Below are 24,494 nucleotides of genomic sequence, written 5' to 3'. Positions count from 1 at the left end.
TCCTCATCATAAAAATAAACACATTAAAAGTTTTATTATTAAACTTAAAACTGCTCCTAAAACTGTAGTTAAATATAAAATTTTTACACACGTATCAAAGTGATTGACTTTTATTCTACCTAAATCATCTCCAATAGTAGGCTTTATAACTTTTTTACCAAAATAATAGTTTGTCCCTCCAAGCTGAATACCTAAAGCTCCAGCCATAGCAGCCTCTGGATGTGCACTATTAGGACTTGAATGATTTAATCTATCTCTTTTATAAATCCTATAACTTTCTCTCCAATCAAGCTTTAATATACGTGATGCTAAAACTATCAAAAGCCCTGTAATTCTAGCTGGTATGAAATTAAATAAATCATCTAATTTAGCTGGAAAATATCCAAAATCTTTATACTTATCATTTTTATAACCAAACATAGAATCCATAGTGTTTACAGCTTTGTATATTAAACCAAAAACAGGGCCACCAATTCCTATATATATAAGAGGTGCAATAACTCCATCTGACATGTTCTCAGCTATAGTTTCTATAACTGCTCTTAAAATTGCCTCTTCATCTAAATTTTTAGTATCTCTACCAACTATATAAGAAAGTCTCTTACTTGCTCCCTCTATATCTCCATTTCTTAAATACTCTAATACTTTAAAACCTTCAACCTTTAATCCCTTAGCTGAAATACAGAAATAAATAAATACACCTGCTATTAAAAAACCTAAATAATAATTCATAAAATAAGTACCATATATTAAAAAATAACCTATAGCCCACGTTATTAAAATAACTATACACCAAGTTATTCCTCCTGCTATTTTCAAATGATTTTTTAAAAGCTTTCTACTTCTCTTTTCTACTTTTCTAGCAATAAACCCTATTATTCTTACAGGATGAACTGGATTTTCAGGTTCCCCTACAATAAAATCCGCAATAACACCAAATATGATTTCTAACATAAAAATTACCTCTTCATTGGAATTTTATTTTTTATACTAACCTCAACATTTTCCTCATAAAAACTAATCTCAAGCTCATACCCTTGTCCACAAGAAGGTTGTAAATCATAAAAGCTACTATTTTTTTCATTTAAAAATTCGCTTAAAATAGACACAATAACTCCCCCATGAGTAACCAAACATACATTTTCTACATTTCTTTCTTGTAAATCATTTAAAAATTTAATAAATCTTTCTTTAACCCTATTATTAAAATCTATTCTTGATTCACCATTAGGACAAGATATTCTACCATCCTCATCCAATATCCACTTTATATATTTATCATTTCTTCTAAGCTCTTCATAAGATTTAAGTTCAAAATCACCAAAATCATATTCCCAAAAATCTTTAATAGATTCAAAATGAACATTATTAAATAGTATTTTTAAAGTTTCATTAGCTCTTTTAGCGCCACTTGTAAAATATACCTCACTTAAAGGATAATAAAATTTTTCTTTTAAATCCCTAAGATTTAAAATTCCACCTTCACTAAGACATACATCCTCTCTTCCACAATATAATTTTTTTTCATTGCAATATGTATTTCCATGTCTTATTATATAAAGCTTCAATCTTTCCCCTCCTCTAAACCCTTAAATACTTTTAATATTTAAAATAAGAGTATAAAGTTAACACTACTATTTAAGTTTAGTATCCAATCCAAAGAAAACTCTATATGTGCTTTGAGATTTTGAAATTAAATATTGCATACATTTACCAGTTTCCTCTCGCCACCTTCTATTCATAACTTCCATCGGAACAATTCCTGAACTTATATCGTCACAAATAATTATTTTATCTTTTAATTCTCTCTCATTTTCTTTTAAAATTTCTAAAGGCTTAAATCCTCTTTCTAAACATTCTAAAACAAATATATGTAGCCCACTTAAAACTCTTTTTTCTAAATTTAATTTTTCATCTTTAAAGTAATATATATCATCTTCTAATACATTAAACTTTTCTTTGACAAAATTTAATTTACCACAGTATGCTCCACCAAAAATAACAATCATAAAAATTCTCCTTATCTTTTAATTTATAATTATATAATAGCTAATGCCAATATAAGTAATGTTTCACAAATTACTAATCCATAACCTGCTATATCACCTGAAATTCCTCCAAGCTCTTTTATAGGTTTTTTCATCATATAAAATACTATGAATAAAACAATCAAAGATACTATTAATCCAAAAATTCCAAATAAAATTACAAATACACATAATATTATGCACAAAAACATAATAGATAACACCTTATCTACTTTTCCTACATTTTGCTTGAAATATTTTACTAAAGAACTTTGCTCCATTGATTCATTAAAAAACATCATAATTGCCATAAAACTTCTTGATATAGCTGGAATAAATATAAGACTTAACATTAATTCATTTTTATTTATCAAAGTACTTACTCCTGAATAATTTAAAACAAAAAGACATGCCAAAGAAATTACTGCAAAAGCACCTGTGTGAGAATCTTTAAGTATTCTAAGCTTTTCTTCCTTATTACGTCTAGATAGCATAGCATCACAAAGATCCATAAATCCATCTAAATGTAAAAAACCTGTTATAAAATATGGAAATAACATTAAAATAGCTGTTATTATTATTACAGGAAGATTAAAAATTGTTAATACCTTAAAAAGCAAAAACCAAAGCATTCCTATAATAAACCCAACCAAAGGATAAAAAATCAACATATGTTTAGCACCATCATCATCCCAATTGTGATATCTTACAGGAATTGACGTAAACATCCCCATAGCCATTAAAAATCCTTTTAAATAATTTTTCATTCTAAATCCTCTTTACAATTACAATTTATTTTATCATTACAAACTTATATTAATCTATTAACTCATCTTAAATTAACATTAATTTTAAAAATTTTCTTTTCTATAATTTTTCTTTATGACAATAAACTTTTCCATAAGAACATTCAAAAACATAATCCATATCCTTAGTTAATATCCTTGTTGCATAAGATAATTCCTTTAAAAATTCATTTGTATAATTATCATACAAGAAACTATTTGAAAAAATATAATCAGAAACTACTATCAAATTTCTAACCTTTTTTCCTATTTCTAATATTTCATTAGCTATTTTTGAATATATATTTTTGTTAAATTCTTTCCCATTAAACATTTCATTAACTAAAAGAGAAGTCAGGCTATCTATTAAAATAATGTCTCGTTTATTAACCTTCTCTAAAATGCTTATAATATTTCTATTACACTCTATGGTATGAAATCCATAACCTAATCTAGCTTTTATATGATTTTGTATTCTCTCCTCATCTTCTTTATCGCAAGGTTTCATAGTTGCTACATAATATAATTTTCCATCTCCATTATAAATATCTCTTGCTAAATTTTGTCCGTACATAGACTTTCCGCTTTTACTTCCACCTAAAATTAAATAATTCATACTACACCTATCTATCAACTATATAACAAGATTTATCTCTAACATTATCTATATAATCATCATTTATATCAGCTTCTTCAAAAGTTGCCATATTATTCATAACAGCACAAGAAGCTTCAACTACTGAAAATGCTATGGGACACCCACTTCCTTCCCCAAGTCGCATATCTAAATTTAACATTGGCTCAAGACCAAGTTCATCAATTATTATCTTATAACCTATTTCTTTTGATGCATGAGATGTTATTAAATATTCCTTTACAATAGGATTTATCCTAACTGCTATCAAGGCTGCTACTGCTGATATAAAGCCGTCTATTACAACAGGTATTTTATAATAAGCACTGCCTAAAAAAACTCCTGCCATAGCAGCTATATCAAACCCTCCTATTTTAGATAAAACATCTATAACATCTTTTTTATTAGGCTTATTTATCTCTATAGCCTTCTTTATAACATTAATCTTATTTATATAATCCCTTTCTAAAAGCCCTGAACCTTTTCCAACCACTTCTTCTACCATATGTCCTGTTAAAACCGCTGTTATAGCACTACTAGTTGATGTATTTCCTATACCCATTTCTCCAACTCCCAATATATCAAAGCCTTCATCCTTAGACTTTTTAACCATTTCAACTCCTATATTTATAGCTTGTACAGCCTCCTCATAAGTCATTGCAAAAGTTTTTGCCATATTGTTAGTTGATTTTCTTATTTTTTTATTTAACACATTAGGACTATCAATATCGGAATTTACCCCCACGTCTACAACAAGCAAATCACAATTATAAAATAAGGCTAAAGCCCCAACTCCAGTTATCCCTTTTTTAAAATTTAAGGTTTGCTTTGTTGTAACATACTGAGGACATGACGAAACTCCTTCTTCAATAACCCCATTATCGGCACACATTATTATAATTCTTTTATTTATTATAGAGTTATTAAGCTTTCCTGTTATCCCAGCTATTTTCCTTGCTATATCCTCAAGCTTTCCAAGGCTTCCTAAAGGCTTAGCTAATGAATTTAATCTATCTTGTGCCATCTCACAAACTTTAAAATCTATATGCTCTATTCCATTTATGATATTCTCTAAAGATTTAATAAAAATCACCCTCTTAAAATTACTTGAATAAATAAGTACTATTCTTAAAATTATTAATATGATGTAAAAAAGTATTTTAAATATCAATATCTAAATTAATCAAAAATAAAAACGCCATACTCTAAAGTATAACGTTTCTAGAATCAAAACATAATAAATACAACTATTAAAATATAATAGTTTAAATCTGTAAGATACTAATTCCCTATACATCGTAGAGCATACTAGCAAAATTTAAAGGCAAATATTCCGGCTTGATTTCATTGCACCTTTTCACCTTCCCAAAGAAACTCTTTAGTGGCATAACAAAAAAGACACTCCATCTTACGGCGGCGGGACCGCACAGGATTTTAACCTGTTTCCTTTTTAATGCAAACAGCTTGCAACCTTTAAATTGTAATATTAAATTCTAAATAATAATTTATATTATAGTTTATTTAAAAAAATATGTATATAGTCAAATTTTAACGCTACTTTATTGCAGTTATAATATTTATTTAAACAAAATATTATATTAAACTAATTCTTGTAAGTATAAAAATATTAATTTTAAGGAGAAGCTATTTTGAATTTACCTAATGATGTTAAGCTTATTTTAAATAAATTTTATGATAATAATTTCGAAGCCTTCATAGTTGGGGGTTGCGTACGAGATAACTTACTTGGAAAAACTCCACATGATTATGATATAACAACTAACGCACTCCCCAATGAAATAGAACTTCTTTTTGAGAAAACAGTTCCAACTGGAATCAAACATGGAACTATAACAGTTATCATAAATAATACTCCCTTTGAAGTCACAACTTACAGAACAGATGGAGAATATTTAAATAATAGAAAACCTAAAAGCGTAAAATTTGTAACTAATATTAAGGAAGATTTAACTAGACGTGATTTTACTATAAATGCTCTAGCCTACAATCCTAAACTTGGATTAAAAGATTTTTTTTATGGTAAAGAAGATTTAAAAAATAAAATAATACGATGTGTTGGAATCCCTGATAAAAGATTTAATGAAGATGCCTTAAGAATTTTAAGAGCCATAAGGTTTAGTTGCCAATTAAATTTTGAAATAGAAATAAACACTTTAAACTCTATAAAGAAAAATTTTATCCTCATTAAAAATATAAGCAAAGAAAGAATTAGAGATGAATTTTCTAAGATACTTTTAAGTCCAAACTCTTTTAATGGTGCATGCATTTTAAAAGATATAGGCATTACCGATTTAATTATCCCTATTTTTAAAGAAAACTTTAATTTAGATTATAATACTTTAAAACACAATTACAAATTTTTGCAGTTTGTTCCCAATAAATTATCATCTAAATTAGCATCTTTTATCATTGCATCTTGCAATTTTGAAGGAACGAATAATTTAACTCAACATATATTAAAAACTTTACACTATGACAATAAAACAATAAAAGAAACTTTAATTCTTGTTAATGAATTTAATACACCATTAACTTTAAATAGATATGAATTAAAAAAATTTATCAATAGAGTGTCTAAAGAGTTAATTTTTGATTATATTGATTTAAAAAAATCCTTTTTAAAATTTAACAATGAAACCTTAGAAGATATAAATATTATAGAAAAAAACATACGAGATATCTTAGATAAAAAAGAACCATTAACTATAAAAGACTTAAATATAAACGGAAGTATGTTATCTAAAGAATTAACCCTAAAACCTGGCAAAGAAATAGGACTAATCTTAAACTATCTTTTAGATAAAGTTTTGCAAAATCCTAAACTAAATATTTATGATACTTTAATAAATATTGCTAAAAACAAATACATCACTTAAATTTATTCTTTCTTTTTATAAATAAGTATTGAAAGATTTATACTAAAGCTATAACATTAAAATATTGTATTTTTAAATTCTATATTTTAAGGAGATTTTTATGGACAATTTAAAAATTATTTATACACCTAAATCTAGAAAATATATTAATAGCAATAGAGAATTAATTTTGTCTAGTTCTAATAATTATACAGATGTCTGTGTTGCTGTATTAACAGATAGTGATTTAAACTTAATCGATAGTATCTACAATACTAAATTTGGTATACCAATATTTGTTGTTTTAGAAAATACAATTAATCTTAGCGATAATTTTAAAACTAAGGTTGATAACATAACACTTTCTTCTAATATTAACATAGAATCTTATAACAAAGAAATTGAATATTTAGCTAAAAAATATGAAGAAACTATGCTTCCTCCATTTTTTAAAAAATTAAATGATTATGCTAAACGAGGAAATTTACAATTTGATTGTCCCGGGCATCAAGGAGGGGAATATTTTAAAAAACATCCAGCTGGAAAAGTTCTTTATGATTTCTTCGGAGAAAATATATTTAAATCAGATATTTGTAATGCTGATGTAGATTTAGGAGATTTACTAATTCACGAGGGACCTGCAGTAGATGCTGAAACCCATGCAGCTAAAGTTTTCAATGCTGACAAAACATATTTTGTAATGAATGGAACTAGTACCTCTAATGCTGTTGCTATAAATGCAGTAGTAGCTCCTGATGATTTAGTTTTATTTGATAGAAATAATCATAAATCAGTTTATATTTCAGCTTTAATTCAAGCAGGTGGAATACCTATTTACCTAGAAACCGCTCGTAATCCTTTTGGATTTATAGGGGGAATTGATGAACATTGCTTTGATGAAAAATATTTAAGAGAAGAAATTGCAAAAATAAACCCAGAAAAAGCAAAAGAAAAAAGACCATTTAGACTTGCAATAATTCAACTTGGAACTTATGATGGTACTATTTATAATGCTAGACAAGTTGTCGATAAAATTGGACACCTTTGCGATTATATCCTGTTTGATTCAGCTTGGGTTGGCTATGAACAATTTATCCCTATAATGAGAGATTGCTCTCCATTACTTTTGGATTTAACTGAAAATGATCCTGGAATACTTGTTACTCAATCAGTGCATAAGCAACAAGCAGGTTTTTCTCAAACATCACAAATTCATAAAAAAGATAGTCATATAAAAGGACAAAAACGTTATGTAGACCATAAGCGTTTTAATAATTCTTATATGATGCATGCTTCAACTAGCCCATTTTATCCATTGTTTGCTGCCTTAGATGTTAATGCTAGAATGCAAGAAGGAGAAATTGGTAAAAAATTATGGGATGATTGTATAAAAATAGGGATTGAGGCTAGAAAATCAGTTTTTAAAAATTGTTCCATGTTGAAACCATTTATACCTAGAACTATAAATAATAAAAATTGGGAAGACTATGACACCGACGAAATAGCAAATAATATTGAATTCTTTAAATTCATTCCTAATGAATCATGGCATTCTTTTGAAGGCTATGGAAAAAATCAATATTTTGTAGATCCTAATAAATTTATGTTAACAACACCTGGCATAAATGCTGAAACTGGAGAATACGAAGAATTTGGAATACCAGCTACAATTTTAGCAAATTATTTAAGAGAAAACAGAATAATTCCTGAAAAAAATGATTTAAATTCTATTTTATTCTTACTAACTCCAGCTGAAAATACTGAAAAAATGAATCAATTAGTATCTACACTAGTAAAATTTGAAGAATTTATAAAAAATAATGCTCCACTTAAAGATGTTTTACCAACACTTTATGATAAATATAAATGTCGTTATGAAAATTATACTATAAGACAATTGTGCCAAGAGATGCATGACTTTTATAAAAAACACGATGCTAAAAAATATCAAAAAGAATTATTTAGACAAAAATCTTTTCCAACACAAGCAATGCTACCACGTGAAGCTAATATAGAACTTGTAAGAAATAATGCTAAACTTGTTCCACTTAAAAATATAGTTGGAAAAGTTGCTCTACAAGGTGCTCTTCCATATCCACCTGGAGTATTCTGTGTAGTTCCTGGTGAAATTTGGAATGAAATTGCACAAAAATATTTCTTGATATTAGAAGAAGGCATAAACGTTTTTCCAGGATTTTCACCTGAGATTCAAGGAGTTTATCTTGAAGAAGAAAATGGTGTAACCAAGGCTTACGGATATGTTTTAGATAAATAATAACCATATTTATTTCAAACAAAAACATCTAATGAAAACTTCATTAGATGTTTTTTATTTTTGTAATATATTCTAATTAAAATTCCTTAGCAAATCAACTTTTTTAATTAAAATACCTTCTAATCCATATATTTAACCTCTTTATCTATTCCAAAAAGATATAAATATCTCTCCTTAACCTTTTTACCTATCACTCTTTCCAATGTTTCTGTATACAAGTCTATTTGCACTTTATATTTATCTAAAATTTCTTTCCCATTCTCAACATAATCAGTTTTATAATCTAATAAAACTATTCCATCATCCTCTTCAAAAAAACAGTCTATTATACCTTGAAGCCTTAACTTCTCATTATTAAAAATTTTATCAATTAAATCTTTCTCAATTCTCTTTACTGGAATTTCAGTTATAAAAGGAAGTTCTCTAAATACTTGTTTATTCTCTTTATAAGCTTTTAACAACCTTTGCCCCAGATTACTTTTAAAAAATTTCTGTATTTTAAAAATATTTATTGATTCTTCCTCATCTTTTGTTATAAGCCCTTTTTCAAACATATTCTCAATTTGCTCTTTTATTTCATTTAGCAAATTTACTTTATTTAAGTCCAATTTTTGCATAACAAAGTGCATAGCAGTCCCTTTTTCAGCTTTCGATAAACCTTTTTCTTCCATTATAAATTTAGGCTTCTTTCTATTTTTCTCTTCTGAAAAAAGATTTTCCGCTTGTGGTTCAAATATCTCTTCTTCAGCCTTTTTTATATCAGATACCGATATGTTTGATGGCACTGAACAAACATCCCTATATTTATATCTAAACTCTAATCTTTTTCTAATCTCCTCGTCCACTTCAAAATTACTATAATTTAAAGAAAGTATACTTATATTTTTTTTCTCAATAGAATCTTCAACATTTTCTGTACCAAAATCACTTTTTTTATGAAAATTTATTTTCCAGCTTGATAAATCATCAGATATTTCTACAAATTCATTCTTTCCCTGTCTTAAAATATCTCCATCTTTATGTTTTATAAGGGCTGTCATAATCCATTTTAAGTAACTTTTTTGCTTTAAAAGTTCACTAGGTATAACTTTGTTAAAACCTTTCACTCCTGCTTTATAACAAGCATCGATATCTTTTTGTAAATTAGATGATGAACCCGTTATTATAAGTTTTTCCTTTGCCCTAGTTAAAGCAACATAAAGTATTCTCATCTCTTCAGATAATGTTTCTAATTCAAATTTTTTCTTTATAGCATATTTTTGTAAAGTTGTATACCGTATTCTCTTTTTGACATCTATACAATCTGCTCCAATCCCAAGCTCCTCATGAAATAACAAACTATCATTAATATCCCTAAGATTAAACTGTTTTCCACAACCACTTAAGAATACGACAGGAAATTCTAATCCCTTACTTTTATGAATACTCATTATTCTAACTACATCTTCATTTTCTCCCAAAATTTTAGCTGTTCCCAAATCTCCCGAAGACTTTCTAAGCTTATTTATAAAATTTATAAAGTTAAATAATCCTTTAAAACTTGTTTGCTCATACTGCTTAGCCCTTTGAAAAAGTATCCTAAGATTTGCTTGACGCTGAATACCATTTACCATAGCCCCTACGTATCCATAATAAGATGTATCTGAGTATAAATACCATAAAAACTCATCAATTGGCATGTATAAAGATTTTTCTCGCCAACTGCCTATCTTTTCAATAAAATATACACACTTATCTTTTAAACTTTTATTTATTCTTTCATCATAAACATCTTCTGCAATATCTTTTACATTTAAATAAAAATAATTATCCCTATTTAAAATTCTAATATCCGCTAATTCCTCTGATGTAAAAGCAAATATTGGGCTCCTCATAGACGCAATTGTATAAATATCTTGCATTGGATTATCAATTATGTGCAAGAGCGACATTATTGTTCTAATTTCAATAGTTTGAAAATACCCAGTATTTATATCTGCATAAACTGGAATACCTCCAAAGCTAAGCTCTTCAACTATTGTATCTGCCCAATTCTTTGTTGATCTTAGAAGAATTACTATATCCTTATACGTTATCTTCCTATATCTATTTAAGTTTTTATCAAAAACCATAAAACACTTGCCATCACTTGGATTTATAAGTTCTTTTATTCTTTTTGCTATAATTCTAGCCTCTATAGCTACAGCACTTAAATCTTCTTCATTATCATTTTCTTTATCGTCTTCATCATTAATTTCATTTTTCCCATCTTCAAAATCACTTGATTTATCTAATATATGAAGTTCTAACGCTCCCGAAACTTCTATTTTATCTAAATCTATAAATACATTATCTTGAAAATATACATTATCTTTATTTATCTCATCATAACTTGCACCTAAATTCAAAGCCTCTTTATCAGTATAATCAAGTTCTCCAACTGTTTTACTCATAAGAGATTTAAATATAAAATTAACACCTTTTATAACTTCTTCTCTACTTCTAAAGTTTTTATAAAGCATTATTTTTCTATTTTTTTTATTATCTTCTTCAGAATATGAATTATACTTTTCTAAAAAAAGCTCTGGTTTTGCCTGTCTAAATCTATATATACTTTGTTTTACATCACCAACCATGAACACATTAGGATTATCTAAATCTTTTCTTGAAACCATACTTATTATTGTTTCTTGAACATTATTAGAATCTTGATATTCATCAACTAAAACTTCCTCAAACTTCTCTCTAAATTTTTGTGCTACACTCGATGCATAAACTTCTCCATTTTCATCATTACATGTTAAAATCTTTAAACATAGATGTTCTAAATCATTAAAATCTAGTATTACTCTTTCCATCTTCTTTTTAACATATCTATCTGAAAACTCTATTACAAGTTCTGTTAATGATTTTATTATAGGATACATGTTTTTAATTCCATTTAAAGTTTCATCTAATGAAACTGAAAACACTCCACCTTTTATTTGATTTATCTTTTTCTTAACATCATCCCTTAAAGATTTTACCTTTTTTTTATCTAATTCATCTCCAAGCCCTTTTTTAACAGTTTTTATTCTATAAGCAAACTCGATATCTTTTACAGCTTTATAAATTTGCTCTAAATCTAAATTTAAAGAATTAATCGCATTTTCTATACCATTTAATTCAGGTTTTAAAGTTAATAAATATGGAGCTAAATCACTATCCTCTTCACATATTTTTATAGCTTCATCTAAACCATTTTTAGCATTATTAAGATCTAAATATAAACTTTCTTTTAAAACCTTATACCATGATGCTTTTTCTAACTCATCTAAAGAATTTATATTAAACTCTTGTGCTTTTTCTCTAAGCCACACACTAGGCCACGGTCCACTCATAGAAAAATTATAAAGCTTTAAAACTATCTCCTTTAGCCTTTCATCATCACGATTTGTACAATATGCTTCTATAAGATTTAAAAAGCCTTCATCTTCTTTATCATACTTATCTTCAAATAATTCTATTAAAACATCTTGCTTTATAAGGGTACATTCAGTCTCATCACCTATTCTAAATCCAGGATCTAAATCTATAAGGTGAAAATTATTTTTTATAATATCTAAACAAAATGAGTGAATAGTTGTTATATTTGATTTATTTAAAAGTGCCAATTGTCTTTGCAACATTTTAGAATCAGGTATTTCTTCTAGTTTTTTAGATATTGCATCTCCAATTCTTTCTCTCATCTCAGAAGCCGCCGCATTAGTAAATGTAACAACTAAAAGTTTATCTATATCAACAGGATTGTTATCATCTGTTATTATTTTTATAATTCTTTCAACCAAAACTGCTGTTTTGCCAGATCCAGCGGCAGCTGCTACTAAAAGGTTCTTTCCCCTTGTTTCTATAGCTAATAATTGTTCATCTGTCCATTTAGTTTCCATCTTCCTCACCACCTAAATCTATTCCTGTTTTTTCACTCATATCATTCCAAAGTTTTTTCTTGTTTACATTATGAATAATATTATACTTATTATCTTTTAAACTAATATCAAACTGACATATATGAGAGTAATCACAATATTCGCAAACTGCCATATCTTTATCCTTACATGGCTTTATATCTATATTGCCACTTATCATTAAATCACAAATCTCTAATATTTTTTTGTTTACATACTCTCTTAAAATATCAAATTGCTTCATTGTTATCATTGAATCTTGTTTTCCTAGTTCTTCACCTTTATTCATTCTAGCTGGAATTATCATAGAATATTCTCCTCTCTCTAATTCATTATCCATGGCCTTAACTATTTTTACATCTTTAAGAAGCAATCCATCCATTTTTAGCTCTTTTAATACCTCAATGCTTATTTCATCATCTTTTAGCTTTTTATCTGATTTAATTATAGGATCATCTAACTTAAAATAAAAAATAGCCCCTGGATAAGCTTGTTTATTAATTATTTCCTTAGAATTTTTAATGAGAGCGTCTAAATAAACTAAAAGTTGAATTTGAAGCCCATTATAAAATTTATTTAAATCAAATTTTTTATTTCCAGACTTATAATCTATTATCCTTAAATACGTATTTCCATCTAAATCCAAACTATCAATTCTATCTATTCTTCCTTTTAAAAATACTTCTTCTCCTGATGGAAGATTTAACTTTATAGGATTCGAATCTTTATAATCACCAAAAGAAAATTCATTTTTAAACACTTGAAATTCGCTTCTTTTCATATGTTCTGATATTATAGTAACTGATTTTATAAGAATTCTTTTAAATCTATCTGTAAAATATTTATACCTTTTTGAACTATTTAAAATAGATTTTTCATTATTCTTAATCTCTCTATCAACTAATTCTTCTATAATTTCTCTACATTTTTCTTGATTTAAATCACTCCACTTTATTCTTCTTTTTTTAACCTCTTCAGTAAATTCATCTAATATTTCATGCATAAAGCTTCCAAGGTCTGGTGCACTAAGTTCATAAATTTTCCTATCCCTAGCTCTTAAACCATATTGAACATAATAGCCAAAAGGACATTCTGAGTATTTCTCAAGTCTTGAAACACTTAAATTTAACCTATTTCCACCGTCACTATAAATCTCTTTTATCTTTTCTCTAGAAATATTTTCTGTTAAATTAGAATAATTTAATCCTTTAAATATAGCATCTGATTTATTTTTTCCATTATTATTTAAAAACCACGCATAAACACTTCTCCAATAATCATCAACACTTTTATTATCAAAATCATCTCTAACAACTTTTATAAGTTCATTAAATGTTGGTTTTGGTGCAGAAACTTTAAAATATTTATCACCATTATTTATTAACTTAAAATTTTCACTCTCCTCTTTTAATTTAGGGAGTATTTTCCTTACCTTGTGAATTATAATTGACGGTCTTAAAGATTTGCCTTCAAAATCTGCCAATGGATAAGTTAAAACCAAATAATCTTCGGCTATAGTAAGTGCTGTATACACTAAAAATTGTTCCTCAAAAATTTTTGTTCTAGTATCTGATGCAAGTTCTATTCCTTTTTCTTTTAAAGTTAATCTATCTAAATCTGACAATATACCTTCCTCACTATTGTTAGATGGAAGAACTCCATCATTAAACCCAACTATATATAACGCCTTAGCACCTTTACTTTTTACTCTTGTTATATCCCCGATAGTAACTTGATCTAAAGCTACCGGAATTAACCCCATTTCATATTTAGAAAGCCCAACATTTAGTATTTTCATAAACTCTTGAAGCTCTACATCTTCATTACCTAATAAATCTACAATTTGTTCTAAAACTTCAATTAATATATCTACAACTTGAGAATATTCCTTTGCCTTTTTAGGAATATCATTATCCTCAAAATATTTTACATAAGAATCTATTTTATCAAAAACCTTTATATCCTCTTCTAAAAACTCATATAAAGCTACTGCATGCTCTTTTAATTTTTTAATCCCTTTAGTTTTTTTATAAAACTTATTTAAAGGTTCTCTAACTTTATTCTTAATTTCATTGATTTCAAGCAATCTTTTTTTATCATCATCTGATATACTATCTTGTCCAAAAATAACATTAGATAAATACTCCCAAGATTCTTCCTTCCACCTATCACCTCTTATTCCATTACCTAAAACATAATTTTCTAGTTTATCAATATCATCTGTATCTATTTCCACTAATCCACTTTTTAAATACCTAAACACACTTTCATAATTCCAATTTTTAGTTATTATGTCTACAGCAGAATTTAATAAAACAATAAGAGGATTGCTAGCTACATCCATTTTTTTATCTATATAATACGGAATTTCATATTCATTAAAAATTACAGAACTAATTTTTTCATAAGCATCTATTTGTCTACAAACCACTGAAATATCCTTAAATCTATATCCTTTATCACGAACAAGTCTTAAAATATCTTTAGCTATAAATTCCATCTCATCATAACTATTATTTGCTCTATAAAGCCTTACCCTCTCATTGTCACTATCATAACGTTCAAAAGGATAAGCATAAATATTTTTCTCTATAGCCTGTAATTCTTTCCTATTAACAAATCTATAAGGAACATCTTTGTTTAAATCTACATATCCATTAAACTTAATATTGTTTTCCTCTAAAACTTTTAAGAGCTTTCTCTCTGTACTTTTAGTTGTTGTAAACAAATCACTATCTAATGCCTTAGAATTTACATTGTCCATAGATAAAGTTATGTCTACATTTTTAGCTTTCTTTAAAAGCTTAGTTATTATCTCCAATTGTATAGGAGTAAATGTAGTAAATTCATCAATAAAAATCTCTGCTCCATCATATATAGAACAATCATTTAATTTTTCATTCAACAAACTTAGCCTATCTTCTCCATCAATATGACCTTTATGAAGTTTATCATTAAAACAATTAAATAAAACACTTAAATCCTTTAACTTATTGTGCAAATCTTCATCATCTATATCTTTTAATGCATTTTCTAAAATTGAATTATCAACATTATATTTTTTAAATTCTGTTATAGTTTTTGATAGAACATCTATAAATCCTTGTTTTTTTGAAGCAGTAGCAAAAGTAGCTAATTCTTTTTCTAATTCTCCTAAAACTTTATAAATGAGCATACTAGTTCCAGCATCACTTATCAAAGATTTATCGCTACCACCACAACTATTAAAAACTTTGTAAGCAAGTCTTTTAAAACTCAATACTTCAGCTTTTAAAACATATTTTTCTCCGATTTCTTCAAGCATCCTATTTTCAGTTTGAAAAGTAAATTGTTCTGGAACTATTAAAACTAATTTATTACTATTTTCAATCTTATTTTTTATTTGTCTTATACAAAATTTACTCTTTCCAGTACCTGCTCTGCCATATATAATTCTTAAAGCCATTAATTTACCTCCTAAAATTTATATTATATTTTGTAAATTAAATTATTTAGTGTATAATATCTCTATATTTGTTAAATAAAAATTATTAAGGGGGAATTAGTTTGATTTTTTTATACGATATGTTTATATTGTTGATAATTTTGTTAATAACTTTCTTTATTTTAAAGTTTTTTGTGGATAAATCTATGAAAAATTTATTAGAAAAAGTTTTAAAAGAAGATAAGAATAAAAATAATCCACAGATTTAAAAAAATATGTTTATAATTTTTAAATTTCAAATTTAAATATATAAAACAATTTTAATTACTATAATATGAATTATCTTTAGATGAAAATATAAAAAAAATTTCTTATTATAATACAATTATTTTTAGACAACAAAAAATACCCAGTACAATTACTAGGTATTTTGGCGGAGAATCCGGGATTTGAACCCGGGCGCCAGTTGCCCGACCTACGCCCTTAGCAGGGGCGCCTCTTCAGCCACTTGAGTAATTCTCCATGCCCTACAATATAAATTTATTGTATACTTATAAATGGCGGAGAGAGTGGGATTCGAACCCACGGTACGCTCACACGCACGCCGGTTTTCAAGACCGGTGCCTTAAACCAACTCGACCATCTCTCCGTGTCATCACAAAAAATATTATATCAATTCTATAAATTTATGTCAATATATTTTATAAAAATTTTTATCAAAATAATATATAACTACCTCTTAAAATAATCAAACATTATACTAAATAAAAAATTTAAAGACACCTAATAACTAATAATTAGATGTCTTGGCGGAGAATCCGGGATTTGAACCCGGGCGCCAGTTGCCCGACCTACGCCCTTAGCAGGGGCGCCTCTTCAGCCACTTGAGTAATTCTCCAAAATGTTCCATTTTATTTTTTTATAAAAAAAATGGCGGAGAGAGTGGGATTCGAACCCACGGTACGCTCACACGCACGCCGGTTTTCAAGACCGGTGCCTTAAACCAACTCGACCATCTCTCCGCGTTATTACAAAATTAATTATATCAACATGATAAACTTATGTCAATATCTTTTTATTAAAAAGCTTAAAATACTATATTTAATAATAAAAATAGCTATGTTTTAATTTATTTTAACTTTAAATAAATATACCCATTAATTTAATAACTAAGCTTATTTAAAATAAACAATATTTAAAACATAGCTTTAATATTCATATTAATCTTCTAACATTTTATCTGAAAGTAAACCATGTTTTTCGTAATTAGTTACTCTCTTTATTTTATTATCATCATCAACAAAAACTACACTTGGTTTATGTTCTTTAGCTTCATTTCTATCCATTTCACAGTAACACATTATAATAACTTTATCCCCAGTTGAAACACATCTAGCAGCTGCCCCATTTAAACAAATCATTCCAGAGCCTCTCTCTCCAGCTATTGTATATGTTTCAAATCTGTTTCCGTTATTAACATCAACTATTTGAACTTTTTCATATTCTAATATTCCTGATGCATCTAATAAATCTTCATCAACAGTTATACTTCCCACATAGTCAAGTTCAGCTTGTACAACTGTAGCTCTGTGAATCTTTCCTTTTAACATTGTTAGTTGCATAATATTTCTCCTTTATTGTATCTAACTTAGTATAATTAACATAACTATTATAACTAATAAAACACTATATGTTAAATGTAAAATTATCTATAAGTCTTGTTTTTCCAATATAAACTGCAATAGCAACTAGAACTGATTTCTCTATTGTCTTAACTGGTTTCATTGATAACGAATCAACGACCTCAATATAATCTATTTTAGCTAAAGGTTCTTTCTTAATACTGTTTGAAATTATATCTATAACAACACTTGAATTTCTTTCCCCACTATTTATAGCATCTTTTGCTAAATTTAATGATTGACTTAAAATTAAAGCAGCTTGTCTTTCTTCTTTTGAAAGATAAGTATTCCTAGAACTTTTTGCAAGTCCATCTTCTTCTCTTATAATAGGACATCCTATTATTTCTATATCAATATTTAAATCTCTTACAAATCTTCTTATTATAGCTAATTGCTGTGCATCTTTCTCTCCAAAATATGCTCTATCAGGATTAACTATATTAAATAGTTTTGTTACAACTGTACAAACTCCTCTAAAATGAATTGGTCTACTTTTTCCACATAATTCATCACTCAATCCATTTATATCAACATATGAAGAGAAATCTTCAAAATACATTTCTTCTTTCTCTGGATGGAATATTAAATTAGCCCCTGCATTTTCACAAAGCTTAGAATCTCTTTCTAAATCTCTTGGATATTTGTCTAAGTCTTCTGTTGGACCAAACTGCATAGGATTTACAAATATACTAACGACAACTCTATCATTATCCTTTACAGCTTTTTTTATTAAACTTTCATGTCCCTCATGCAAATAACCCATAGTTGGTACAAATCCAACACTTAGCCCTTGAGCCTTCCATTCTTTTACTGCATCTCTTACTTCTTTTACGCTTTTTACAACTCTCATTTTGAACTTCTCCTATTGTATATTAATATAGTTTTTCTATAACATCTTCACTTATTTTAAATGTATGTTCTTGACTTGGAAAAGAACCATTCTTTACTTCTTTATTATACTCTTCAAAAGCTTCCTTCATCATATCTCCTATATTCGCATATTTCTTAACAAACTTAGGAGTAAATCCACTAAACATACCTATCATGTCTTGATAAACCAAAACTTGTCCATCACATTGTGCACCAGCTCCAATTCCAATTGTAGGTATATTTAATTCTTTTGTAACTATTTCTGCAAGCTTAGCAGGTACACATTCTAAAACTACCGCAAATGCTCCTGCTTTTTCTACTGCCTTTGCTGCTTCTATAAGCGCTTTTGCAGCTTTTTCATCCTTTCCTTGAACTTTAAATCCACCCAACGCATTTACTGATTGAGGTGTTAAACCTATATGCGCCATAACCGGAATTGATGATTTAACTATCGCTTCTATTCTATCACACATTTCAATCCCGCCTTCTAGTTTAACAGCGTGAGCTCTTCCCTCTTTTATAAGTCTTCCTGCATTATATACAGCATCATAAACTGATGTTTGGTATGACATAAAAGGTAAATCTGCAACAACTAATGCATTTTTAGTTGCCCTTGCAACTGCCTTCGTATGATGAATCATATCTTCCATAGTTACTGATAAAGTATCTTCATACCCTAAAGAAACCATTCCTAAAGAATCTCCAATTAATATAGCATCTATTCCAGCTTCATCTATAAGTTTAGCTGATGAATAATCATAAGCTGTAAGCATTGATATTCTTTCATTATTTTCCTTAGCCTTTTTAAAATCAAGTATTGTCTTTTTCATAGTTTATTCCTCCAAATAATTTTCAATAACTTTATAATCTCTATCTTTATTTTTAATCTTTGCAATATCTAATATTTTTTTTGATAACATCTTATAAGACTCCACATTACTAGAATCAATTACAGACAAATGTTCTTTCACTGTAAATAAATCTCCTCTTTCAATAGGACCAGTTAAACTATTAGTAATCCCTTTATGTTTAACATTACTTATATTAAACGATATAAGAGGATATAACGCTTCCATTGCTGATTTCTCACTAAACCCACATTTAACTAAATAATCTATGCCATCTTTTATAAGACCTATAACTAAATTACTAGAAGTTACTGCTGCAGCATGGTATAGCACCTTATTTTCTTTAGATATTACTTGAACATTGTTTCCTAAGCTTTTAAATAACATCTTAAAATCACTTAAATATTTTTTATGACCCTCAATAGCTATAAAGGCTTCATTTAATATTTTATAAGAATTATACTTATCTGAAATTGCAAATAAAGGATGAATTGAATAGCCATAAGCACCGTACTTATCTATATTTGAAAATATACTTGAAGATAATGAACCACTACAATGACAAATAATTTTACCGTCTATATTTAAATCTTTTAATTTATTCCAAATTAAAGCTATAAAACTATCTTGTGTGGTTATAAAAATAGCATCACTCTCGTTAACCAAATCTTGTAAGTTAAGAAATTGTTTTGTATTAGTAAACATTGATGCTTCCTTAGATGAGTTTTCATTTTTACTATAATATCCAGATACAGTTATATTATTTTCTACAAGGTATTTACCTAGAGAAAAGCCTACTTTTCCTGCTCCAATAAAACCAATTTTCATAAATACCACCTCCAAAAAAAATTAGAGTGTGATGATACTATCTCGTCTCATCTCATCATAAGTATGAGCGTTTTTAATTCAAATATAATCAAAATAAATAATAGTATGGTTCATAAGATACCATCCTTATTTAAAATATCATATATAAATAATTTATTCAATACACAAAACATATTTTTCCTTATATTTCTAATTAAATATAAAATGCCATATCAAAATGTTAATTTTGATATGGCATTTTATTTTCAAAATTATTTTATTTCATCACATCTCATAAATGCTTTTAATACTTCAGGAATTTTTACACTTCCATCTGCTTGTTGATAATTTTCTAATATAGCAGCTACAGTTCTACCTATTGCAACACCTGATCCATTTAATGTATGAACAAATTGTGGTTTATCCTTTGGATTTTCTCTGTATTTTATGTTAGCTCTTCTAGCTTGGAAATCTTCAAAATTTGAACAACTTGATATTTCAACATATCTATTATAACTTGGCATCCAAACCTCTATATCATATTTTAATGCAGCAGTAAATCCTAAATCACCTTTGCATATTCTAACTATTCTATAAGGTATTTCTAAACCTTGAAGAACTGATTCAGCATCTTTAACTAACTTATCTAATTCTTCATAGCTTTGTTCTGGTTTGCAAAATTTAACAAGCTCAACCTTATTAAATTGATGTTGTCTTATAAGACCTCTTGTGTCCCTTCCAGCTGAACCTGCTTCAGCCCTAAAACAAGCACTATAAGCAACATGTTTTATTGGAAGTTCTTCTCCACTTAATACTTCATTTTTATAAAAATTTGTTACTGGAACTTCAGCAGTTGGAATCAAGAAAAATCCATTATTCTCAATTTTAAATGCATCTTCTTCAAATTTAGGTAATTGACCTGTTCCAGTCATACTTTCTCTATTAACCATATAAGGAGGTAATATTTCAGTATACCCATTATCAAATACATGTTTATCTAAAAAGTAATTTATTATAGCTCTTTCTAACCTAGCACCTGCACCTTTATAAAAAGTAAATCTTGATCCAGTTGTTTTACCTGCTCTTTCAAAATCTAAAATTTTTAAATCAGTTCCTAAATCCCAATGGGCTTTTGGCTCAAAATCAAATTTTGTTTTATCGCCCCAAACTTTTATTTCTACATTATCTTCATCAGTTTCCCCATCTGGAACTTGAGGATTTGGTATATTAGGTATTCTAAGCATTATATAATTTATTTTTTCATCTATTTCTGATACTTTTGCATCATCAGCTTTTATCTTATCCCCAATTTCTCTCATTTCAGCCATTACAGAAGTAACATCTTCTCCTGCCTTTTTTCTCTTTGGAATTTCAGCAGATACTTGATTTCTCTTACTCTTCAAAGCCTCAACATCTACAAGTATAGCTCTTCTTTTTTCATCTAATGCAACAACTTCATCTATACATGTAACATCAAAATCTTCTCCTCTATTTGCTAATAATGCTTTTATTTCTTCTGGATTATTTCTAATTCTTTTTAAATCTAGCATTTTTTATTCTTCCTTTCATTTATTTTAAAATATATATTTTTATATGATTATTAATTTTAGACAAAATAAAAAAGAGTCTTTCATTTTCCCTCATACAAAGGGACGAAAAACTCCGCGTTACCACCCTAATTGATAGATTAAAAAATCCATCCGCTCAAAAATTATAACGGTTAAAACCGTACTGCTTAATCACAGTCCCTCACAGGTGGATTCATGAATATAGCATATCAGTTTACACCAACCACTGATTCTCTAAAATACTAACAAACATTACTAGCCTGCTCAAAGGTTAATATTTATTTTACTAATAATATAGTAAAGCTATTGCAATATAATGTCAAGAATTTAATTTACTATAAGTATATTTTGCATATTATAAATTATAACCTTCTCATTATAATTTTAAACTATAAACCTAAATAATTTAAATTTATAAATAAATCAATCCATAAAAATTTAATTATTTTCTTTGTAATGATGCAAATAATTGTGATAATTTTGTTCCTTTTTTATTTGTTTTTTCATTTTTTCTATTTAATGATTCTACCATTAAAAGTGTATCTGCGTTTACTGTTGAAAATCTTGTCATAATAACCATCTCCTAAATCTAACTTATAAATTGTTCTTGCTTCGAATACAGATTAACACTTAATTTGTAGCTTTACAATAGAAATTCATCTATAAAATAATTTTTATAAAACACATGAGTATTTAACTTTTTACCTAATAATTTATTAAAAAATCTCATACATTCCTTAATAAATTTAAACAAGAAAATATTCATGAATATTTAAAATGAATAATTAAAATTATTTCTTGCATTTTTAACTTCTTTTTTTATATTTTATTATAATTACAGTATTTTATGTATATAATATCCATAACTATTTTAAAATATTTTATAAAAAAAACAAAAAAATTTAATTTATAATAGAAAATTTTCTTGTTTTTTTTCAAATATTTATTAATTTGCTTATTAAAATTTACTTTTAATACTATATTAACAAGCAGTTTTCAATTATTCATCAATATTTTTTGTACAAATTATATCAATTCCTGTATTTAATATATTTCTACACACTACACTACCTATTTTTGTTGGAACCCCAACATATAATCTACTAAGTATTTTAGAAAACTCTATCCACTTACTATGTGGCACTGGTTTACTACTCTTTACAGGAACTACATGAAATTTAGATCCTCTAAGCCTAACTACACTTGTAAAAAGTTCATCTTCCATTATAATCTCCCTTTCTTAATATATTGTTAAATTTCATTAAATTCTTTTATCCTACAAGTTAAAACATGAGAATTTTTAGAATCCTCAACTATTTCAGTTGGTTTTTTATCTAACTCTCTTGCTAATATATCGATAATACTACTTATACAGTACGCACCATTGCAATCGCCAAAAGTTGCAGCCGTTCTCCTTTTTATTCCTTCAACCGTCCTAGCTCCTAACGGTCTTCTTATAGAATCAACAATTTCACCTTCTGTTATCTGATTACACATACAAATTATTTTTCCATACCTATTATCCAATTTTATAAGTTCATTTCTTTCTTCTATTGATAAATCACGAAATTTATAAAATTCCCTTCTTTTATCAACAAAACTTTTATTTTCACCACACTTTAAATCTTCCACTATAGTCTCAGTTATTATAGTTGCTATGGCAGGAGAAATAGTAACCTCTCCATAATATTTTCCTGTTATTTTAATATAACCTTTATTTGCCTCACTATCATCTATTATCATTATATCTTTATGATGATTATCATAAAATACATCCTTTACATCTTTTCTTTTTAAGTCAGGCATTATCATTTTTACTTTGTTTATAACTTCCTTTTTACTTAATTCTGTACTAGAATTTACTCCAATTATAAGTTCATTACAAGAACTTGGCATAAAAACAATTGAATTATCTTTATCTTCTATTTTAGAAAGTATAGAATTCTTATCTATATTCTTTAAATTATTTAAAACTACATAATAAGTTTTTAAATTAAATCCAGCATTATCTTCCTCTCTTATATCATCTAATAAATATTTTTCACCCGGAATAGTATTAACTACAAATTTACATTTAAATTTATTTTTATTTGTTGTTACTCTAAAACCATTTGATAAACTTTGAATATCAGTAACAATTTCCTCTAATCTAAAAACAACTCCATTATCATAAGCAATTTCACCATAAGCTATTGCTAAATCATAAGGTTTTATAATAGCGGTACTTTCTGAATAAAGAGCTTTTATAACATCATCACCCAACCTTTGATTTATTTTTCTAGCTTCATCACCATCTATAAGTTTAATTCCAGTTAAAGCCCTATCTAATGATCTTTTATATCTTTCTTCTAAAACTTTTAAAGATTTTTCATCAGTTGCAACAGTTAAATTAGGTAACTTCTTAAAAGAAACATTTAATTTTTTTGTTATACTAGATAACATAGAATTGCCCATTTCTTCTAATGCACTTATTAAATTATCTTTACATTCGCATCCATCATAAACTATTGATGTATTAAAAAAAGAAATATCATCTGCTATATCAAAATCTTTTTCTATAACTGCTATATTTAAATTATATTTTGATAATTCATAGGCAACAGCGCATCCTATTATCCCACCACCTAAAATTAAAACATCATAATCCATTAATTTTTCAACTCCCAATTTTATAAATTTATATTTATTTAAATTACTTCACTCATTAATTATATTAGCTAATAAAACTATACACAGTGTAAAAAAACATTATCCAATAAAAGACTTAATTAATTT

Annotated in this window: 19 protein-coding genes, 4 tRNA genes, 1 riboswitch and 1 other annotated feature; of the genes, 3 read left to right on the top strand and 20 right to left on the bottom strand. The window is 27.1% G+C overall.

Annotation, left to right across the window (positions count from 1 at the left end):
* Positions 1-6: 6 nt before the first annotated feature.
* The 6 genes from cbiB to cobT form a co-directional block, all read right to left on the bottom strand.
* On the bottom strand, positions 7-954 hold the full coding sequence (gene cbiB / locus HH195_RS00175) for an adenosylcobinamide-phosphate synthase CbiB (RefSeq protein ID WP_196371158.1): 948 nt from the start codon (positions 952-954) through the stop codon (positions 7-9).
* 5 nt (positions 955-959) lie between these two features.
* Positions 960-1,568, bottom strand: coding sequence for a histidine phosphatase family protein (locus HH195_RS00170; RefSeq protein ID WP_196371157.1), 609 nt, complete (start codon positions 1,566-1,568; stop codon positions 960-962).
* 66 nt (positions 1,569-1,634) lie between these two features.
* Positions 1,635-2,009 (bottom strand): bifunctional adenosylcobinamide kinase/adenosylcobinamide-phosphate guanylyltransferase, encoded by a 375-nt coding sequence (locus HH195_RS00165; protein WP_058993928.1) that lies wholly within the window; start codon positions 2,007-2,009, stop codon positions 1,635-1,637.
* Positions 2,010-2,038: 29 nt separating this feature from the next.
* Entirely contained in the window at positions 2,039-2,794 is a 756-nt protein-coding gene (locus HH195_RS00160; RefSeq protein WP_055260128.1) for an adenosylcobinamide-GDP ribazoletransferase, read from the bottom strand.
* 100 nt (positions 2,795-2,894) lie between these two features.
* Positions 2,895-3,428, bottom strand: coding sequence for a bifunctional adenosylcobinamide kinase/adenosylcobinamide-phosphate guanylyltransferase (locus tag HH195_RS00155; protein ID WP_196371156.1), 534 nt, complete (start codon positions 3,426-3,428; stop codon positions 2,895-2,897).
* A gap of 7 nt (positions 3,429-3,435) precedes the next feature.
* Positions 3,436-4,539: a nicotinate-nucleotide--dimethylbenzimidazole phosphoribosyltransferase gene (gene cobT, locus HH195_RS00150; RefSeq protein WP_112366024.1), complete on the bottom strand. Its 1,104-nt coding sequence runs from the start codon at positions 4,537-4,539 to the stop codon at positions 3,436-3,438.
* Between the two features lie 213 nt (positions 4,540-4,752).
* A riboswitch (cobalamin riboswitch) is annotated at positions 4,753-4,936 on the bottom strand.
* A gap of 159 nt (positions 4,937-5,095) precedes the next feature.
* Between cobT and HH195_RS00145 the strand changes: the two genes are divergently transcribed.
* Together HH195_RS00145 and speC are read left to right on the top strand one after the other, a co-directional pair.
* A complete protein-coding gene (locus HH195_RS00145) occupies positions 5,096-6,343 on the top strand; it encodes a CCA tRNA nucleotidyltransferase (protein ID WP_196371155.1) in 1,248 nt (415 codons plus the stop codon).
* A 100-nt stretch (positions 6,344-6,443) separates the two neighbouring features.
* Positions 6,444-8,597 (top strand): ornithine decarboxylase, encoded by a 2,154-nt coding sequence (speC, locus tag HH195_RS00140; RefSeq protein WP_196371154.1) that lies wholly within the window; start codon positions 6,444-6,446, stop codon positions 8,595-8,597.
* A 119-nt stretch (positions 8,598-8,716) separates the two neighbouring features.
* On the opposite strand, the gene addA is transcribed toward speC, so the two are convergent.
* Together addA and addB are read right to left on the bottom strand one after the other, a co-directional pair.
* Positions 8,717-12,502, bottom strand: coding sequence for a helicase-exonuclease AddAB subunit AddA (gene addA / locus HH195_RS00135; protein WP_196371153.1), 3,786 nt, complete (start codon positions 12,500-12,502; stop codon positions 8,717-8,719).
* Positions 12,492-15,965: a helicase-exonuclease AddAB subunit AddB gene (gene addB / locus HH195_RS00130; protein WP_196371152.1), complete on the bottom strand. Its 3,474-nt coding sequence runs from the start codon at positions 15,963-15,965 to the stop codon at positions 12,492-12,494. Before addB ends, addA begins: the two co-directional genes overlap by 11 nt.
* Before the next feature lie 101 nt (positions 15,966-16,066).
* Between addB and HH195_RS00125 the strand changes: the two genes are divergently transcribed.
* The gene (locus HH195_RS00125; RefSeq protein WP_156304292.1) at positions 16,067-16,213 is read left to right on the top strand and encodes a hypothetical protein; all 147 of its coding nucleotides are present in this window, start codon (positions 16,067-16,069) and stop codon (positions 16,211-16,213) included.
* A gap of 162 nt (positions 16,214-16,375) precedes the next feature.
* On the opposite strand, the gene HH195_RS00120 is transcribed toward HH195_RS00125, so the two are convergent.
* The 12 genes from HH195_RS00120 to HH195_RS00070 form a co-directional block, all read right to left on the bottom strand.
* Positions 16,376-16,466 (bottom strand) — tRNA-Ser (locus HH195_RS00120).
* A 36-nt stretch (positions 16,467-16,502) separates the two neighbouring features.
* Positions 16,503-16,593: transfer RNA gene (locus tag HH195_RS00115), tRNA-Ser, on the bottom strand.
* Between the two features lie 158 nt (positions 16,594-16,751).
* Positions 16,752-16,842, bottom strand: a tRNA-Ser gene (locus tag HH195_RS00110).
* Positions 16,843-16,875: 33 nt separating this feature from the next.
* A tRNA-Ser gene (locus HH195_RS00105) sits at positions 16,876-16,966 on the bottom strand.
* A gap of 198 nt (positions 16,967-17,164) precedes the next feature.
* The gene (gene panD, locus HH195_RS00100) at positions 17,165-17,566 is read right to left on the bottom strand and encodes an aspartate 1-decarboxylase (RefSeq protein WP_055260134.1); all 402 of its coding nucleotides are present in this window, start codon (positions 17,564-17,566) and stop codon (positions 17,165-17,167) included.
* A 64-nt stretch (positions 17,567-17,630) separates the two neighbouring features.
* Positions 17,631-18,476: a pantoate--beta-alanine ligase gene (gene panC, locus HH195_RS00095; RefSeq protein ID WP_058993913.1), complete on the bottom strand. Its 846-nt coding sequence runs from the start codon at positions 18,474-18,476 to the stop codon at positions 17,631-17,633.
* A 22-nt stretch (positions 18,477-18,498) separates the two neighbouring features.
* The gene (gene panB / locus HH195_RS00090; RefSeq protein ID WP_055260136.1) at positions 18,499-19,326 is read right to left on the bottom strand and encodes a 3-methyl-2-oxobutanoate hydroxymethyltransferase; all 828 of its coding nucleotides are present in this window, start codon (positions 19,324-19,326) and stop codon (positions 18,499-18,501) included.
* Positions 19,327-19,329: 3 nt separating this feature from the next.
* Positions 19,330-20,172, bottom strand: a complete 843-nt coding sequence (locus HH195_RS00085; RefSeq protein WP_196371151.1) for a Rossmann-like and DUF2520 domain-containing protein — start codon at positions 20,170-20,172, stop codon at positions 19,330-19,332.
* 251 nt (positions 20,173-20,423) lie between these two features.
* Complete coding sequence (serS, locus tag HH195_RS00080) at positions 20,424-21,701, bottom strand: serine--tRNA ligase (protein WP_196371150.1); 1,278 nt, start codon at positions 21,699-21,701, stop codon at positions 20,424-20,426.
* Between the two features lie 95 nt (positions 21,702-21,796).
* Positions 21,797-21,996 (bottom strand) — a binding site (T-box leader).
* Between the two features lie 165 nt (positions 21,997-22,161).
* Complete coding sequence (locus HH195_RS12615) at positions 22,162-22,290, bottom strand: hypothetical protein (protein ID WP_256437743.1); 129 nt, start codon at positions 22,288-22,290, stop codon at positions 22,162-22,164.
* Positions 22,291-22,719: 429 nt separating this feature from the next.
* Complete coding sequence (locus tag HH195_RS00075; protein WP_196371149.1) at positions 22,720-22,944, bottom strand: DUF1667 domain-containing protein; 225 nt, start codon at positions 22,942-22,944, stop codon at positions 22,720-22,722.
* Positions 22,945-22,970: 26 nt separating this feature from the next.
* Positions 22,971-24,368, bottom strand: coding sequence for an NAD(P)/FAD-dependent oxidoreductase (locus HH195_RS00070; protein WP_196371860.1), 1,398 nt, complete (start codon positions 24,366-24,368; stop codon positions 22,971-22,973).
* Positions 24,369-24,494: the final 126 nt, after the last annotated feature.

Source organism: Candidatus Sarcina troglodytae (assembly GCF_015708635.1).
GTDB classification, from domain to species: Bacteria; Bacillota; Clostridia; order Clostridiales; family Clostridiaceae; genus Sarcina; species Sarcina ventriculi.
Note: the sequence above shows the minus strand (reverse complement) of the source record. Positions and strands in the feature narration are given on the sequence as shown.

Bases quoted from the DNA above. Each gene is read 5' to 3' on its own strand.
- serS (WP_196371150.1), bottom strand. From the start codon at position 21,701: ATGCTAGATTTAAAAAGAATTAGAAATAATCCAGAAGAAATAAAAGCA.
- panD (WP_055260134.1), bottom strand. From the start codon at position 17,566: ATGCAACTAACAATGTTAAAAGGAAAGATTCACAGAGCTACAGTTGTA.
- HH195_RS00075 (WP_196371149.1), bottom strand. From the start codon at position 22,944: ATGGAAGATGAACTTTTTACAAGTGTAGTTAGGCTTAGAGGATCTAAA.
- panB (WP_055260136.1), bottom strand. From the start codon at position 19,326: ATGAAAAAGACAATACTTGATTTTAAAAAGGCTAAGGAAAATAATGAA.
- addB (WP_196371152.1), bottom strand. From the start codon at position 15,965: ATGGCTTTAAGAATTATATATGGCAGAGCAGGTACTGGAAAGAGTAAA.
- panC (WP_058993913.1), bottom strand. From the start codon at position 18,476: ATGAGAGTTGTAAAAAGCGTAAAAGAAGTAAGAGATGCAGTAAAAGAA.
- HH195_RS00155 (WP_196371156.1), bottom strand. From the start codon at position 3,428: ATGAATTATTTAATTTTAGGTGGAAGTAAAAGCGGAAAGTCTATGTAC.
- HH195_RS00165 (WP_058993928.1), bottom strand. From the start codon at position 2,009: ATGATTGTTATTTTTGGTGGAGCATACTGTGGTAAATTAAATTTTGTC.
- HH195_RS00160 (WP_055260128.1), bottom strand. From the start codon at position 2,794: ATGAAAAATTATTTAAAAGGATTTTTAATGGCTATGGGGATGTTTACG.
- addA (WP_196371153.1), bottom strand. From the start codon at position 12,502: ATGGAAACTAAATGGACAGATGAACAATTATTAGCTATAGAAACAAGG.
- HH195_RS12615 (WP_256437743.1), bottom strand. From the start codon at position 22,290: ATGACAAGATTTTCAACAGTAAACGCAGATACACTTTTAATGGTAGAA.
- speC (WP_196371154.1), top strand. From the start codon at position 6,444: ATGGACAATTTAAAAATTATTTATACACCTAAATCTAGAAAATATATT.
- HH195_RS00085 (WP_196371151.1), bottom strand. From the start codon at position 20,172: ATGAAAATTGGTTTTATTGGAGCAGGAAAAGTAGGCTTTTCTCTAGGT.
- cbiB (WP_196371158.1), bottom strand. From the start codon at position 954: ATGTTAGAAATCATATTTGGTGTTATTGCGGATTTTATTGTAGGGGAA.
- HH195_RS00070 (WP_196371860.1), bottom strand. From the start codon at position 24,368: ATGGATTATGATGTTTTAATTTTAGGTGGTGGGATAATAGGATGCGCT.